Source organism: Streptomyces sp. NPDC031225 (genome assembly GCF_055570355.1).
Window position 1 is genome coordinate 1 of the sequence record NZ_JBVIHJ010000001.1, and the last position, 15,650, is coordinate 15,650.

Consider the following 15,650-nt stretch of genomic DNA (forward strand, 5'->3'; position numbering starts at 1 on the left):
TGCACACACACGAGAGCGGAGCGACCACCGGAATAAGGCGGTCGCTCACAGCGTCCTCGCTGTGTATTTCTTCAAAGGAACCTCATCTACGACCAAGAAGGCCGGAGACGGGGTATCAACATATCTGGCGTTGATTTTTGGCACGCTGTTGAGTTCTCAAGGAACGGACGCTTCCTTTGTACTCACCCTCTCGGGCTTTCCTCCGGGCGCTTCCCTTCGTTGTTCCAAACTCTATCAGTGTTTTTCCGGCCCCCTGACCATCGTCCTGCAAGCATGCAGAAGATGATCCCGAGTTAGGATCTGACGAGTTGGATGCTGCCAGACCGGGACACATAACCGCGTCGCTCGGCCTCAAGCAGGAGTACGACTGTACACGGGGCCGCGAAGAGGGTGCAAATCCGTGGGGCCCTGGTGGTCTAGACCACTTAGCGGTATCTTCCATGCGAACCCGTACTTCATCTGACATACGCTGCTCGAAAGTGCCGTCCGAGCCAGGCAGTGACGGCGCATACACGCAGCTCCACCCCTGGGAGGCTTCCCATGACCACCGTGACGTCCCCTCTTGCAGGACGCGCCATCGGACTGGCCGCTGTGCCGGATCCGGTCTTCTCCGGAGCCATGGTCGGCCCGGGCACGGCGATCGATCCCGTACGTGAACCCTCCGAGGCTGTCGCGCCCGTGGACGGAGTGATCGTCTCTCTGCACCCGCACGCGTTCGTCGTCGTGGACGAAGAGGGGCACGGCGTACTCGTCCACCTCGGGATCGACACCGTTCAGTTGAACGGCGAGGGATTCGAGCTGCTGGTGAACAAGGGCGACACCGTCACACGCGGGCAGGCTGTCGTGCGCTGGAACCCGGCTGCCGTCGAGGCCGCCGGCAAGTCCGCCGTGTGCCCGGTCGTGGCGCTGGAGGCCACGGCCGAGGCCCTCTCCGAACTGCGTGACGACGGCGATGTGAAGGCCGGCGACAGTCTCTTCGCCTGGAAGTGACTTCACCTGCCGTCGTGAGACGGCAGGAAGGGATGACAACCACCGCGGCGGCGGGACCCGCCGCACTATCGGAGACGGGTGAGATGGAGACAACGCTGCGAGGCGTCGGCGTGAGCCACGGTGTGGCGATCGGCGAGGTTCGGCACATGGGAACGGCGGTACTGGAACCGCCTGCCAAGCAGATTCCGGCGGAGGACGCGGAGCGTGCACAGGGACGTGCTCGCAAAGCCGTGGAGGCTGTGGCGGCAGACCTGATGGCGCGCGGCAATCTGGCCGGGGGTGAAGCCCAGGCGGTGCTCGAGGCGCAGGCCATGATGGCGCAGGACCCCGAGCTGATGGCGGACGTGGACCGGCGGATCGCCGTCGGCAGCACGGCTGAGCGTGCCGTTTATGACGCGTTCGCCGCGTACCGCGAGCTGCTGGCCGCTGCCGGTGAGTACCTTGCCGGACGCGTCGCCGATCTCGACGACGTGCGGAATCGTATCGTCGCCCGTCTGCTGGGCGTGCCCATGCCGGGCGTTCCGGACAGTGACGAGCCGTATGTTCTGGTCGCGCGTGATCTCGCGCCCGCGGACACCGCTCTGCTGGATCCGACGCTCGTTCTGGGCTTTGTGACCGAGGAGGGTGGGCCGACCAGTCACAGCGCGATTCTGGCGCGGGCGCTCGGTGTGCCGGCCGTAGTGGCGTTGCCGGGTGCCGGTGAGCTCACGGAGGGCACGGTGATCGCCGTCGACGGCAGCACCGGCGACGTTTTCGTGAACCCGAGCGACGAGAAGAAGGCCGAGTTGGAGGCCGCTGCCGCCCAGCGGAAGGCCGCGCTCACCGCGTCAACCGGTCCAGGGGCCACCGCCGACGGCCACAAGGTGCCGCTGCTGGCCAACGTCGGCGGTCCGGCGGACGTGCCTGCCGCGGTCGAGGCCGGGGCCGAGGGCGTCGGTCTCTTCCGTACCGAGTTCCTTTTCCTCGACGACAGCAAGAACGCACCGTCCGAGGAGAAGCAGGTCGAGGCCTACCGGCAGGTGCTGGAAGCCTTCCCGGAGGGGCGCGTCGTCGTACGTGTACTGGACGCCGGCGCGGACAAGCCGCTGGACTTCCTGACGCCTTCCGACGAGCCGAACCCGGCGCTCGGAGTGCGTGGTCTGCGGACGCTGCTGGACCACCCGGAGGTGCTGCGCACGCAGCTGACTGCGCTCGCCAGGGCCGTTGAGGGGCTGCCGGTCTACCTTGAGGTCATGGCCCCGATGGTGGCGGACCGTGCCGATGCCAAGGCGTTCGCCGACGCGTGTCGTGCGGCGGGCCTGCGCGCGAAGTTCGGCGCGATGGTGGAGATCCCCTCGGCCGCCCTGCGGGCGCGGTCGATTCTGCAGGAGGTCGAATTCCTGTCGCTGGGAACCAATGACCTCGCGCAGTACACCTTCGCCGCCGACCGTCAGGTGGGTGCGGTGTCCCGGCTTCAGGATCCGTGGCAGCCCGCTCTGCTCGACCTCGTCGCGCTGTCCGCCGAGGCGGCGAAGGCCGAGGGCAAGAGCTGTGGTGTCTGTGGCGAGGCCGCCTCCGATCCGCTGCTCGCCTGTGTGCTGACCGGTCTCGGAGTCACCTCCCTTTCCATGGGTTCCGCGTCGATTCCCTATGTCCGGGGGACGTTGGCGAAGTACACCCTGGCGCAGTGTGAGCGTGCGGCCGCGGGCGCACGGGCGGCCGACAGTGCCGAGGAGGCGCGCGAGGCGGCTCAGGCGGTGCTGTCCGGCGAGTAGCCGCACGGCACTGGACGGATGACTGTTCCGAGAGGGCGCCTCACCTGTGGTGGGGCGCCCTCTCGTTGTTCAGTGGCTGTGGCCCAGGGTCTGTCCTTCCGGTCCCAGGTCGGGTGGCACGCAGTAGTCGACGTTGGATTCCGGCGAGATCAGGTCGCCGGAGTCGACGTCGGTGCAGTAGGCGTCGAAGACTTCTCCGGCTGTGAGGGGTTCGAGGCCGTCACCGCGCAGGCGCCAGCCGTAGATGCGGTCGGTGGTTCCCTGGGCAGTGGTGCGCATGACGAGTCCACCGGGGCTCTGGTTGGCGATGCCCAGTGCGAGGACGGTGGTGAATTCGAGCGCCTCGGCCTCGTCGAGTTGCACGGCTCCCCCGGTGCTTTCGTCGGAGTGGAGGACGGCGACGAGGGTCTCCGGGGCGCTGGTGATGCTGCAGACGAGGTGGTGTGCGCCCGGTTGTGCTGTTTCGAGGATCTGGACGAGAAGGTGGGAGGCCCGGGTGAAGGCCGCTCGGCCGAGGTCCTCACCGCAGGAGCCGCAGGCGCCGAGTCGGGCGAGGAGTGTCGTCGCGTACTCCCAGGTGGCCTGGCGGACGGCCTCGTCCACGAGGGCGGGCACCAGGTCGGTCAGGGGCTGGCCCTCGTATGGGAGCGCCGGTCCGGTGTTGGCGAGTTCCGCCGTGAAGCGTGTGCGACTGGACGGGATGTCCGGGTTGAGGCCCGTGGCCTCGCAGAACTCGGCGTACTCCAAGGGGTCGAAGAGGGCCACTGTCGTGTGGCCGCCCTGTGAGGCGCGGGTCTTCAGGAGGTCTTCGACCTGTTTCAGGTAGGTCGCGTGGTCGGCGAAGGTGAAGCTGCGGTAGCGCCGCATGGCGCGGAAGTCGTGCTCGTCGGTGAGCAGGCCGATGGTGCCGGCGATCTCGCGGCGCAGCGCGCGTCGCATCGTCTGGTGGTCGGTGTGCGCCATGTTTCCCCCTGAACGCAGTCGATCAATGCTCACTCACAGTAACCGGCGGCACTGACAACGGGGGGTGCCGAGACGTGCGCGGACCGGCTGGTGCTGGACTGTGCAGGTCAGAGCGGTCACTGGGCCGGAGGAGAGTCATCCTGCCGTGCCGGTGGCGCTGGCGGCGGTGACCGTGAGTGGTCCGAAGCCGCACTGCACTGTGCCGGGAGCCAGGGCGTCGGAGATTTCCCAGGAGACGGGGGCGTGGAGCGACGCATGGAGGGCGTCACCGGCGAAAAGCCACTGGTAGGCGGCGGTCGTCCCCATGGTCAGGGCCAGCCAGCCGGGCGGCGTAGGGCTCCGTGGACGGCGAGCGGGACCCGGGTGAGTGGGAAGCAGCCGGCGATCGCGTTCGCCGAGCTCGAACCGGCCGACGCGGTGCGGCCGGCCTCGGACTTCGCTGCCGTGCTCGGTGAGTCCGAGGCCGCCTGCGGTGGTTGAGTCGCCGGGTCAGGCGCGCTTGCGGGCCAGGTCCTCGTAGAAGTGGAGCAGGTCGAGGTTGTCGATGGAACCCGGGTTGACCGCCTTGTCCAGGGGCGTGCCCTGGAGGAGTCGCTTCACGGGGACCTCGATGCGCTTCCCGGTGAGGGTGTGCGGGATGCCGGGTACCTCGATGACCTCGTCGGGGATGTGGCGCGGGGAGAGGTTCTCGCGGATGGTCCGCTTGATGCGGTCCAGGAGTGCCTGGTCGAGGACGGCTCCCGGGACGAGATGCACGAAGAGGGGCATCCAGTAGCCTCCGTCGGGCTGTTCGATGCCGATGACCAGGGTTTCCCTGATCTCGGGGAGTCGTTCCACGGCCTCGTAGATGTCGGCCGAGCCCATCCGGACTCCCTGCCGGTTGAGCGTCGAGTCGGAGCGGCCGTGGATGACGACGGAGCCGCGCGAGGTGACGGTGATCCAGTCGCCGTGGCGCCACACTCCGGGATAGGTGTCGAAGTAACTGTCGTGATAGCGGCTGCCGTCCGGGTCGTTCCAGAAGTGGATCGGCATCGACGGCATGGGGTTGGCGACGACGAGTTCGCCGACCTCGTCCGTCAGGGGTTCGCCGCCGGGGCCCCAGGACTGGAGGTCGGTGCCGAGACCGGCCGCCTGGAGTTCGCCGATGTACACGGGCAGGGTCGGTACGGCTCCCGCGAAGCAGGAGCACACGTCCGTGCCGCCGCTGACGGAGGCGATCCACAGGTCTTCGCGGACCTCGTCGTGCAGCCAGCGGAAGCCGTCGGGCGGGAGCGGTGAGCCGGTGGTGGCCACGCAGCGCACCGCGGAGAGGTCGAAGTCGCGTCCTGGGTGCACGTCGGCCTTGCGGCAGGCCATGACGTACGCGGCCGAGGTGCCGTAGAGGGTGGCGCCCGTGCGTTCGGCGACCCGCCACTGGGCGCCGGTGTCGGGATAGCCGGGGCTGCCGTCGTACAGGACGACGGTCGTGCCGGTGAGGAGGCCGGAGACGAGGAAGTTCCACATCATCCAGCCCGTGGAGGTGTACCAGAAGAAACGGTCCTCGGGGCCGAGGTCGCAGTGCAGGCCGAGTTGTTTGAGGTGTTCGACGAGGATGCCGCCCTGGGACTGGACGATGGCCTTGGGCAGGCCCGTCGTGCCGGAGGAGTAGAGCACCCACAGGGGGTGGGCGAAGGGCACCTGCTCGAAGACCGGTTCGGTGTCCGCGCTCGTCAGGGCCGACCACTCCAGGGCTCCTTCGGGAGCCTCGGTACCCAGCAGCGGGATGTGGACGACGGCACGCAGAGAGGGCAGTTCGGCGCGGAGTTCGGCGACCGTCTCTCGGCGGTCGTGCTCCTTGCCTCCGTAGCGGTATCCGTCGACGGTGAACAGGACCACGGGTTCGACCTGCTGGAAGCGGTCCAGGACGCTGCGGGCACCGAAGTCGGGGGCGCAGGACGTCCATACGGCGCCCACGGCGGCCGTGGCGAGGAGTGCGACGACGGCTTCCGGGATGTTGGGGAGGTAGCCGCTGACGCGGTCTCCCGGACGGACGCCGAGGAGGCGCAGCTCGGCGGCCAGGGAGCCGACCTGGCGGCGCAGCTCGGACCAGGTCACCGGGCGGGGTTCATGGGTCTCGTCGACGTACAGGAGGGCGGGTTCGTCGGCGCGGGCAGCGGCCGCGCGCAGGGCGTGCTCGGCGTAGTTGAGGGTGGCGCCGGGGAACCACTCGGCGCCCGGCATCGAGCGCTCGCCCAGCACACGCGTGTAGGGCGTCGAGAACCGTACCTGGAACCACTGGGTGACGGCTTCCCAGAACTCCTCCAGCTCGTCCACGGACCAGCGGTGGAGAGCCTCGTAGCCTCCCTCGGCCGGGGCACCGTGGTGTTCGGCCGCCCATGCCTGGAACCTGGTGACCTGGGCGCGGGCGATGCGCTGCGGATCTGGCTGCCAGAGCGGCTGGGGGTTCACGGTCGACATGGGGCGGCTCCCGGACTGTGCGCGTCGTGTGCGTCACCCGCGCACGCGCAAGGGGTGTGCGGGTGACGCGGCTGACAGGGACGATGCCATGTGATCAACTTCTACGCCAGGGTGCGACCCACACAGTCCGTGTCGTGAAGATGTGGTCCCGGCACAGGTGAACGGCAGTTGAACGGCACACGCGTGTGGGGCAGTGAGTGGCAGGGTGAGCAGCATGAACGGTCGTGACCTGGTGCGTTCGGTGAAGGCGGTCGGTTCGGCGGGGGCGCCCCAGGGGGTGCGGGCCGTTCGCGCCGCGTGGCGCAGGAGGCGTACCGACGCCGCCGGGTTGCCGGCACGCGGGGCCGAGCGCGCGCGGGTGCCGGGTCCGGTGCAGAGCGTCGAACCGGGTCCCGGCGGGGGCGTCGTACGGTTCAGCCGCTCCGAGCTGCGGATCACGGTCACGGTGAACGGGGCGGTGTTCTGGGGCTGGGACGGGGCCGGGCCCGAGCCCTCGTACGCCCTCGCGGGTCGTTGCCCGGAGCCTGATCCCCGGGCGGTCCTGGAGCCGGACAAGGACGGTGGCTGGCGGGTCGTCGCCGAACGGGCGACGGTCGTGGTGTCGCGGCACGGCGCGATCGAGGTGCGTACGCCCGGTGGGGTGATGCTGCGCCGGGATCTGCCGCCGCGGTGGTGGGAGCCGGTGGGCGGCGGCTCGGCGCGCTGGATGCAGCGGTCGGAGGTGGCCGCCGACGCGCGGTTCTTCGGGCTGGGGGGCCGGGCGTCGGGCCCGCGGTTGCGGGACGGAACGTATCGGCTGTGGAACACCGACCCAGGGCGTGCGTTCGGGCCCGGCGACGATCCGCTGTACGTCACGATGCCCGTGCAGGTGGTGGTGGCCGACGCCGCCACCCATCTCGTGTTCCACGACACCTCGTGGGACGGCACCGTGACCCTGCGGGAGGGCGAGGAGGGCGCGGGTTCCGGCCACGACCGGGCGGGGATGTCCGAGCTGCGGATGGACGGCGGTCCGGCGCGCTGCTGGGTGATGGTGGGCACGCCCGCGCGCGTGCTGCTCGCCTGGGCCTCGCTCACCGGTGCGCCCGCGCTGCCTCCGTCGTGGGCGCTCGGCCATCATCACGCGCGCGGGAGCTTCGGCAGCGAGCAGGAGGTGCGGCGGGTCGTGAGCGGCTACCAGGAACGGGGTCTGCCGCTCGACGCCGTCCATCTGGGCATCGACCACTACGACGGGCACCAGGTGTTCACGGTCGACCAGGAGCGCTTCCCCAAGCTGCCCCAACTGGCCGAGGAGCTGCGGCGGGACGGGATCAGGCTGGTGTCGGTGATCACCCCGGCGGTCAGGGCCGCGCCGGGCAACGCCGTGTACGACGGCGGGACGGCCGAGGACGTCTTCGTGAGGGACGCGTCCGGGCGGCTCGTGGAGGGGGTCGCACGGCCCGGGGAGGCAGTTTTCCCGGATTTCACGCACGCGCGTGTGCGTGCCTGGTGGGCCCGCCTCTACGAGGAGAGGCTCGCGGCGGGGTTCGCGGGCTTCTGGCACGACATGAACGAGCCCACGTCGTTCACCGCCTTCGGGGAGTCCACGCTGCCGCGCTCGGCCCGGCACGCATTGGAGGGCAGGGGCGGTGACCACCAGGAGGCGCACAACGTCTACGCGCTGTGCATGGCCCAGGCCGGTTACGAGGGTCTGCGCGACCTGGTGCCCGATGAGCGGCCTTTCCTGTTCTCGCGCTCCGGATGGGCCGGCATGCAGCGCTACGGCGGCACCTGGTCCGGTGACGTGGCCACCGGCTGGCCCGGTCTGCGGGCCTCCCTGTCGCTTGTCATGGGGCTCGGCCTGTGCGGAGTGCCCTACTCGGGGCCCGACGTGGGCGGTTACGACGGAAACCCGTCGCCCGAGCTCTATCTGCGCTGGCTCCAACTCGGCGCCTTTCTGCCGCTGTTCCGTACGCACTCGGGTCCGCGGGCGGGGCGGAGGGAGCCGTGGGAGTTCGGTGCCGAGGTGCTGGAGCACGCGCGTGTGGCGCTCGTGGAACGCCGGCGGCTGCTGCCGTACTTCATGACGCTCGCGCACCTGGCCCGGCGTACCGGAGCGCCCTATGTACGGCCCCTGTGGTGGTCCGCGCCGGAGGAACGCGCCCTGCGGGACTGCGAGGACGCCTTCCTGCTGGGTGACTGTCTGCTCGTGGCACCGGCGCTCCATCCGGGCAGCGACCGGCGTGCGGTCCAGCTGCCGCGGGGCCGCTGGTACGACACGGCGACGGAGCAGGCGTACGAAGGGCCGGGGCAGGTGCTCGTCGACGCTCCGCTGTCGCGGATCCCGGTGCTCGCGCGCGCGGGTGCCGTCATCCCGGTGCGGGGGGACGACGGCCGTCTCGAGCTGGAGGTGTGGGCGCCCGCCCGGGGACGCAGCGGGGGCGGGCTGGTCGTGGCGGAGGCGGGCGACGGCTGGGGCGAACCGGAGGTCGAGCGCTATGTCGCCCGCTGGGAGGGCGGGAAGGTGGTCGTTCGGCTGGAGGGTGAGGACGGCGTGCGCACGCCGTCCCACCCGGTGCGGCTGCGCGGGCTCGGAGCGCGCTGAGGCCCTTCTGAAGGATCTTCGTGGGGGGCAGGAGCGCTGTCCGGTGCGGGCGATCGGCGTGCGGAGGGCCACGTGGCGGACCCACCTGGCCCTTCGCGAGTCGGTGCCGGGTCGCGATGCCGCGGAGATTTCTCTGAAGAGCGCCAGGTCTCAGATGTAGCGGCCCTCGAACCAGGCCTGTACGGCCAGGGTGTGCAGCGGGAAGGCGAGCTCCTCCGGTCTGCGCAGGAGATGCCAGCCCTCGGTCTCGTCCGTGGCGGCGGACCGCGGGAGGCCTTCTGCGGGGCGCTCCGGGAGCATCCCGAACAGCAGGAGGTGCCCGTCGGTCGAGCTCAGGGCGTCGATGAGCCGTACGTCCCGGCTCGCCGCCTCGATGCCGGTCTCTTCCCTGAGTTCACGGACCAGGGCGTGCCGCCAGTCCTCGCGGTCGTCGATGTAACCGCCGGGCAGGGCGATGCCTCCGCGCGCGGGGGCGATGGTTCGGGTGATGACGACCAGGGCGGTGCCCTGGGTGTCGTACACGGGCTGGAGGGCGACGGCGACCGGCAGGGGGTTGCGGTAGGCCACGGTTTCGCAGACGGGACAGGTGCGGGGCCAGCCCGCGACGCCCTCTCCGTAGGGCGCTCCGCAGCTCGAACAGTGGGAGCCGCGTACGGAGTTGGGAATGGAGTGTTGGGTTTCGGACACGCGGCGGACTGTATCCGATCATCGGTGGCTCCGGTTCCGTTGGGTCCTCTGCCTCTTTGCCGCCGCCCGTGCGACACTTCTGACGTTCCGTCAGATCCGGTCCGGGGAGGGACTTTGTCGCGCACGCGCACACCTGTGGTCACCGGATGGTTCGCCGGTGAAGGGGACGACTTCACGCTTCTCGGCACGCGTTGCTCCGCCTGCGCCTCGGTCTTCTTCCCGCGCGAGGACGGCCATTGCCGCAACCCCGGGTGCGCCGGGGGTGATCTGGCGGAGACTCCCCTTTCGCGGCGCGGTCGCGTCTGGTCCTACACCGACAGCCGGTACCGGCCTCCGTCACCGTATGTGAGCGATCCGGAACTTCCGTGGGAGCCGTACACGTTGGTCGCTGTGGAGCTGGCCGCCGAGCGGATCGTGGTGCTGGGGCAGGCGGTTCCCGGGGTCACCGTCTCCGATCTGGCGGTGGGCGCGGAGGTGGAGGTCGTCCCCGGAGTGCTGCATGAGGACGCGGAGACGGTCTGGACGACCTGGCAGTGGCGGCCGACGGGGGTGACGGCATGACGGGAGAGGTGGCGGTGCTCGGCACGGGCATGCACCCCTGGGGCAAGTGGGGGCGCGGATTCGTCGAGTACGGGGTGGCGGCGGCCCGCGCGGCGCTGGCCGACGCGGGTCTGGAGTGGCGCGAGGTCGGCTCGATCGTCGGCGCGGACACCGTGCGGGGCGGCTATCCGGGCTATGTGGCCGGGGCGACCTTCGCCAAGGCGCTGGGCTGGCAGGGAGCCCGCGTCACCAGCGTGTACGCGGCGTGCGCGTCCGGGGCACAGGCGGTGGCGACCGCGCGGGCGCAGATCCTCGCAGGTCTGGCCGACGTGGTGCTCGTGGTCGGTGCCGACGCGGCGCCCAAGGGGTTCTTCCGGCCTGCGGGCGGCGACCGGCCCGACGATCCCGACTGGCTGCGGTTCCGGGCCCTCGGGGCGACCAATCCCACGTACTTCGGGCTGTACGCGCGGCGACGGATGGCCGTACACGGGGATACCCCGGAGGACTTCGCGCAGGTCAAGGTGAAGAACTCGGCCATGGGCGCGCTGAATCCGTACGCGCGGTACCGGAAGCGGGTGACCGCGGACGAGGTGGCGGCCTCCGCCGTGGTGGCCGATCCTCTGCGGCTGCTCGACATCTGCGCCACCTCGGACGGCGGGGCGGCGCTGGTGCTCTCCAGCATGGAGTTCGCGCACGGGCGAGGCATGGCCGAGCCCGTGCGGATCAGGGCGGTGTCGACGGTGACGCCGACGTATCCGAACACGGTGCTGGACCTGCCGGACATCGCGACGGACTCCGCCGCGGCGGTCGAGCCCGCCGCCGAGACCTTCCGTGCCTCGATCGCGCACGCCGCCTACGAGGAGGCCGGGGTCGGCCCGGCGGACCTCTCCCTGGCGGAGGTGTACGACCTGTCGACCGCCCTGGAGTTGCAGTGGTACGAGGACCTCGGACTGTGCGGTGCGGGCGAGGGCGCAAAGCTGCTGCGTGAGGGGGCGACGGCGCCGGGCGGCCGCATACCCGTCAACATGAGCGGGGGGCTCGCCTCCTTCGGCGAGGCGGTCCCGGCCCAGGCGATCGCCCAGGTGTGTGAGCTCACCCGGCAGTTGCGGGGCGAGGCGGGCGACCGGCAGGTGGAGCACGCGCGCGTGGGGATCACCGCGAACCAGGGGTTGTTCGGGCACGGGTCGGCGGTGATAGCCGTTCGGTGACGGGCGGGAATGGGGTTTCTCCTACGCTGTGTGACCACCTCGGAATGCTGCGTGAACGTCTCGTGAACTGCGCCTGGGCGGGCGCGAAGAGCGTCACTATGCTGCCGTGCGCTCATGGACGGACACTCTCCGCTTCGCCTTCCAGCCGGTGGTCAACCTGGCGACCGGTGCGGTGGCGGGACTGGAGGTACTCGCCCGTCCCGAAACCGGCGACATCCTGGCGGAGGCCCGCCGCGACCCCGAACTCGACGGCCGGCTCACCGTGTTGGCGGTCCGGGCGGCGGCTCACCGGCAGACGCCGCTGCCGCTGCACGTCAACGTGTTCGCGGGCACACTCGCCGACCTCGGCGGCCTCACCCCGCTGCACACCGCGGTGCGTGAGGCGGGGCGACTGCCGTGGGAGGTCACGATCGACGTGGGTCCGCCGTACACGCACGTACCGCACCAGGCACTGCTGGAGGCGGTCACCGCGTTGCGGGGGCAGGGCTTCCGGATCAGCGCGGACGGCATCGGTGACGGGGACGTACCCCTGAGACTCCTTGTCGACATGTCGCCCGACCTCGTGAAGCTCGACGCGTCGCTGTCGGCCCGGCCTTCGGCGGTACGGGCGATGCGGACCCTGTGCGACGAACTCGGGGCGCTGCTCTGTGTCGAGGGAGTGGAGACGGAGCTCCAGTACGGCGCCGTGCTGTCGGCCGGTGCGCAACTGGCGCAGGGCGTCCTGTTCGCACCGCCGTCCCGGCTGCCCACGGCGGAGGTGTACGTTCCGCCCCGCTCCCCCGGTGTCGCGGCGCCGCCCCGGTCCGGGCCGTCGGTACGGGAGTTCGTGCGCCCCGCCGCGCTGCTGCCGGCCACGGCGTCGGCGGGGCAGGTGCGGGCGCTGCTGACCGGGGCGCCCGACGTGTCCGGAGTGCTCCTCGTGGACAGGGAGGGGGTGCCGTTCCGCTCGGTGCACCGGTCGCGTTTCCTGTTGTCGATGTCGGGGCGCTACGGACACGCCCTGTACGCCGACCGGCCCGCCGCCAAACTCGGTGATCCGCCGCGGGTGGTGGGGGTCGACGCCACCGCGTGGGAGGTCCTGGACGTGGTCGCGGTCGGGGGTGAGGACCGTACGTCGGACGACGTGGCCGTGGTCGACCGGTACGGCCGGTGCGTGGGCGTCGTACGGCTCGCGGACCTCGTACGGGCACTGAGCGAGACCAGGGTGGAGGAGGCGGCCGGGCTCAATCCGCTGACCAGGCTGCCCGGTTCGGACACGATCACGGGCGAGGCGGACCGGCGTATCGCGGACGGGCGGACGTTCGCGTTGAGCTGGCTGGACGTCGACCACTTCAAGCAGGTCAACGACGGGGCCGGGTTCGCGGCGGGCGACGAGCTGATCCGCTCGGTGGGACGGGTCCTCCAGCAGACCGCGGCCGGCACCGCGCGCGTGGGGCACATCGGCGGGGACGACTTCCTGGTGCTGGCGGACCCGGAGGAACTGGCTCCGCTGGCCGCGTCCGTTCTCGACGTTCCCTGGGCGGCGGGCGGGTGGCCCGTGACGCTGTCCCTGGCCACCGTGGTGTGCGCACCGGGCAGTGTGGTGGACCACCGGGAGGCGGCAGCGTGTCTCGCTCCGCTGAAGAAGGCCGCGAAGGCGCTCGGCGGGGCGAGTTGGGTCGTCGGGTGGGCGGGGCAGCCCGGGTACGAGATCCGGCGGGGGACGGGGACGGAGGCCGCTTCGACGGGGTACGCGGTGGCGGAGCCGGGGACGGGCTGAAGGGGCAGGGCGCCGTTCGGCTCGAACAGGGCCGGGCCGACCGCGCACCCGTTCCGAGGCGGTTCGACCGCCCGCTTCAACCGTTGCCGTCGGCGACCTTGACGCCCCCCGGGGCCCGGTGAACACTTCCGGTGTCAGTCGACATCGCCGTACATTCTCGGCGCATCCAGGCAGCACGCGGCGTGGGCCCCCACGAGCCACGGCCCATACCCCCACGGGCGATTCGGCTGCGACGACACGCTCGTCGCGGACGCCGGACGGGGCGCGGAATCCGCCCTGCCCCCGGCAGTTCGCCAAGGGAACCGCAACCCTGCACGGAGCACCGGGGCGGGAACGTCTCGGGCCAGGGCCTAGGAGCCGCCATGAGCAACGGAGACGTATTCCTCGGTGAGGTCATCGGTACGGCGATCCTGATCCTCTTCGGCGCCGGTGTGGTCGCCGCCGTCGTCCTCAACCACTCCAAGGCCAAGGACGCCGGCTGGGTGGTCATCGCGTTCGGTTGGGGCTTCGGTGTACTGGCCGGGGCGTACACCGCGGCCCCGCTGTCCGGCGGGCATCTCAACCCCGCCGTGACCATCGGGATCGCCGTCGACACCGGGGACTGGGACCAGGTTCCCGTGTACATCGCCGGGCAGATGGTCGGTGCCATGCTCGGGGCGGTCCTGTGCTGGCTGGTCTACTACGCGCAGTTCGGGGCCAACGCCGAGGAGGAGCTCGCGCAGCCCACGCTCGGGATCTTCTCCACCGCGCCCGCGATCCGCAATCCGGTGGCGAACCTGATCACGGAGATCATCGCGACGGTCGGCCTGGTCCTGCCGATCCTGGCCTTCGGCCTCACCAAGGGGCTCGGCGAGTCCGGTACCGCGGTCCTCGTCGTCGCCTTCCTGGTGGTCGGGATCGGTCTGTCGCTCGGCGGGCCCACCGGGTACGCCATCAACCCGGCCCGTGACCTGGGTCCGCGCATCGTGCACGCCCTGCTGCCGATCCCCAACAAGGGCACCTCGGACTGGGGTTACGCGTGGATCCCGGTGGTGGGGCCACTGATCGGCGGGGCGCTGTCCGGGGTCATCTTCAACGCTGCCTTCTGAAGCATGCCTTCTGCAACACCGCCCTCTGAAACACCGCTCTCGTGAAACACAGCCTTGTGCAGGAACCGACGAAGGGGACGTCATGACGGACAAGTTCGTCGCCGCCATCGACCAGGGCACTACTTCCAGCCGCTGCATCATCTTCAACCAGGACGGCGCGATCGTGGCCGTCGACCAGCGCGAGCACCGCCAGATCTTCCCCAAGCCCGGCTGGGTGGAGCACGACGCCACCGAGATCTGGTCCAAGGTGCAGGCCGTGGTCGCCGGGGCGGTCGCCAAGGCCGGGCTGCGCGCCGACCAGCTCAGCGCCCTGGGCATCACCAACCAGCGCGAGACTACGGTCCTGTGGGACCGCTCCACGGGCAAACCCGTGCACAACGCGATCGTGTGGCAGGACACCCGCACCGCGGCCCTGACCAGTCAACTCGGCGGCTCGGACGGGCAGGACCGGTTCCGTGAGCAGACCGGGCTGCCGCTGGCCACCTACTTCTCGGGACCGAAGGCGACCTGGCTGCTGGACAACGTGCCGGGACTGCGCGCGCGAGCCGAGAACGGCGAGATCGCCTTCGGCACCATCGACTCCTGGCTGATCTGGAACCTCACCGGCGGCACGGACGGCGGGCGGCACGTCACGGACGTGACGAACGCCGGACGGACCATGCTGATGAACCTGGAGACCCTCCAGTGGGACCAGTCCATCCTGGACGCGATGAACGTGCCCGACGCCGTCCTGCCGGAGATCAGGTCGTCCGCCGAGGTCTACGGCACCGCGGTCGGCCAACTCGCGGGCGTGCCCGTGGCGTCCGCGCTGGGCGACCAGCAGGCCGCGGTGTTCGGGCAGGCCTGCTACGACGTGGGCACGGCGAAGAACACCTACGGCACGGGCTCCTTCCTGCTGCTCAACACGGGCAGCCGGCCGGTCCCGTCGAAGAGCGGACTCCTGACGACGATGGGCTACAAGATCGGCACCGAGGCGCCGGTCTACTGCCTGGAGGGATCGATCGCCATCACGGGCGCCCTGGTCCAGTGGTTCCGCGACCAGCTCGGCATCATCCGCAACGCCGACGAGATCGAGACCCTGGCGGCGAGTGTCGACGACAACGGCGGCGCGTACATCGTGCCCGCCTTCTCCGGTCTGTTCGCGCCCTATTGGCGCTCCGACGCCCGTGGAGTCGTCACGGGTCTCACCCGGTACGTCACCAAGGCGCACCTCGCGCGGGCGGTGCTGGAAGCGACGAGCTGGCAGACGCGTGAGGTCGTGGACGCCATGTACCAGGACTCCGGGGTGCACATCACCACCCTGAAGGTGGACGGCGGCATGACCAAGAACAACCTGCTCATGCAGCACCAGGCGGACGTGCTGGACGTTCCGGTGGTCCGGCCGAAGGTCTCCGAGACCACGTGCCTGGGCGCCGCGTACGCGGCCGGGCTCGCGACCGGCGTGTGGAACGACCTGGACCAGCTGAAGTCCCACTGGCAGAAGGACGTCGAGTGGACGCCGAACATGGAGGCGTCCGTCCGGGACCGCGAGTACCACAACTGGCGCAAGGCCGTGGAGAAGAGCTTCGGCTGGGAGGAGGACGGCGAGAACTAGCACGCGCGCGTGGCGCCGTGGAGCGGCGT

12 protein-coding genes are annotated in these 15,650 nt (G+C 70.5%); 8 read left to right on the plus strand and 4 right to left on the minus strand.

Annotated features, from left to right (window positions below):
* Window positions 1-540 precede the first annotated feature (540 nt).
* Both ACZ48Z_RS00005 and ptsP read left to right on the plus strand, forming a co-directional pair.
* Window positions 541-990, plus strand: coding sequence for a PTS sugar transporter subunit IIA (locus tag ACZ48Z_RS00005; protein WP_328745503.1), 450 nt, complete (start codon window positions 541-543; stop codon window positions 988-990).
* Window positions 991-1,073: 83 nt separating this feature from the next.
* Complete coding sequence (ptsP, locus tag ACZ48Z_RS00010) at window positions 1,074-2,744, plus strand: phosphoenolpyruvate--protein phosphotransferase (protein ID WP_468733492.1); 1,671 nt, start codon at window positions 1,074-1,076, stop codon at window positions 2,742-2,744.
* A 69-nt stretch (window positions 2,745-2,813) separates the two neighbouring features.
* Here the strand turns inward: ptsP and ACZ48Z_RS00015 are convergent, their stop codons facing one another.
* The 3 genes from ACZ48Z_RS00015 to ACZ48Z_RS00025 all read right to left on the minus strand — a co-directional run bounded on the left by ACZ48Z_RS00015 (window position 2,814) and on the right by ACZ48Z_RS00025 (window position 6,164).
* On the minus strand, window positions 2,814-3,707 hold the full coding sequence (locus ACZ48Z_RS00015; RefSeq protein WP_468733493.1) for a hypothetical protein: 894 nt from the start codon (window positions 3,705-3,707) through the stop codon (window positions 2,814-2,816).
* A 135-nt stretch (window positions 3,708-3,842) separates the two neighbouring features.
* On the minus strand, window positions 3,843-4,013 hold the full coding sequence (locus ACZ48Z_RS00020) for a hypothetical protein (RefSeq protein ID WP_468733494.1): 171 nt from the start codon (window positions 4,011-4,013) through the stop codon (window positions 3,843-3,845).
* A gap of 183 nt (window positions 4,014-4,196) precedes the next feature.
* Window positions 4,197-6,164: an acetoacetate--CoA ligase gene (locus ACZ48Z_RS00025; RefSeq protein ID WP_468733495.1), complete on the minus strand. Its 1,968-nt coding sequence runs from the start codon at window positions 6,162-6,164 to the stop codon at window positions 4,197-4,199.
* A gap of 214 nt (window positions 6,165-6,378) precedes the next feature.
* On the opposite strand from ACZ48Z_RS00025, the gene ACZ48Z_RS00030 reads away from it, so the two are divergent.
* On the plus strand, window positions 6,379-8,745 hold the full coding sequence (locus ACZ48Z_RS00030) for a glycoside hydrolase family 31 protein (protein WP_468733496.1): 2,367 nt from the start codon (window positions 6,379-6,381) through the stop codon (window positions 8,743-8,745).
* Window positions 8,746-8,895: 150 nt separating this feature from the next.
* Here the strand turns inward: ACZ48Z_RS00030 and ACZ48Z_RS00035 are convergent, their stop codons facing one another.
* Window positions 8,896-9,432, minus strand: a complete 537-nt coding sequence (locus ACZ48Z_RS00035; protein ID WP_468733497.1) for an NUDIX domain-containing protein — start codon at window positions 9,430-9,432, stop codon at window positions 8,896-8,898.
* A 135-nt stretch (window positions 9,433-9,567) separates the two neighbouring features.
* On the opposite strand from ACZ48Z_RS00035, the gene ACZ48Z_RS00040 reads away from it, so the two are divergent.
* The 5 genes from ACZ48Z_RS00040 to glpK all read left to right on the plus strand — a co-directional run bounded on the left by ACZ48Z_RS00040 (window position 9,568) and on the right by glpK (window position 15,621).
* Entirely contained in the window at window positions 9,568-9,993 is a 426-nt protein-coding gene (locus ACZ48Z_RS00040) for a Zn-ribbon domain-containing OB-fold protein (RefSeq protein ID WP_468733980.1), read from the plus strand.
* Window positions 9,990-11,180, plus strand: a complete 1,191-nt coding sequence (locus ACZ48Z_RS00045; RefSeq protein WP_468733498.1) for a lipid-transfer protein — start codon at window positions 9,990-9,992, stop codon at window positions 11,178-11,180. Before ACZ48Z_RS00040 ends, ACZ48Z_RS00045 begins: the two co-directional genes overlap by 4 nt.
* Before the next feature lie 106 nt (window positions 11,181-11,286).
* The gene (locus tag ACZ48Z_RS00050) at window positions 11,287-12,939 is read left to right on the plus strand and encodes an EAL domain-containing protein (protein WP_468733499.1); all 1,653 of its coding nucleotides are present in this window, start codon (window positions 11,287-11,289) and stop codon (window positions 12,937-12,939) included.
* Between the two features lie 362 nt (window positions 12,940-13,301).
* Entirely contained in the window at window positions 13,302-14,027 is a 726-nt protein-coding gene (locus ACZ48Z_RS00055) for an MIP/aquaporin family protein (RefSeq protein ID WP_468733500.1), read from the plus strand.
* Between the two features lie 82 nt (window positions 14,028-14,109).
* Complete coding sequence (gene glpK / locus ACZ48Z_RS00060; protein ID WP_468733501.1) at window positions 14,110-15,621, plus strand: glycerol kinase GlpK; 1,512 nt, start codon at window positions 14,110-14,112, stop codon at window positions 15,619-15,621.
* Window positions 15,622-15,650 lie beyond the last annotated feature (29 nt).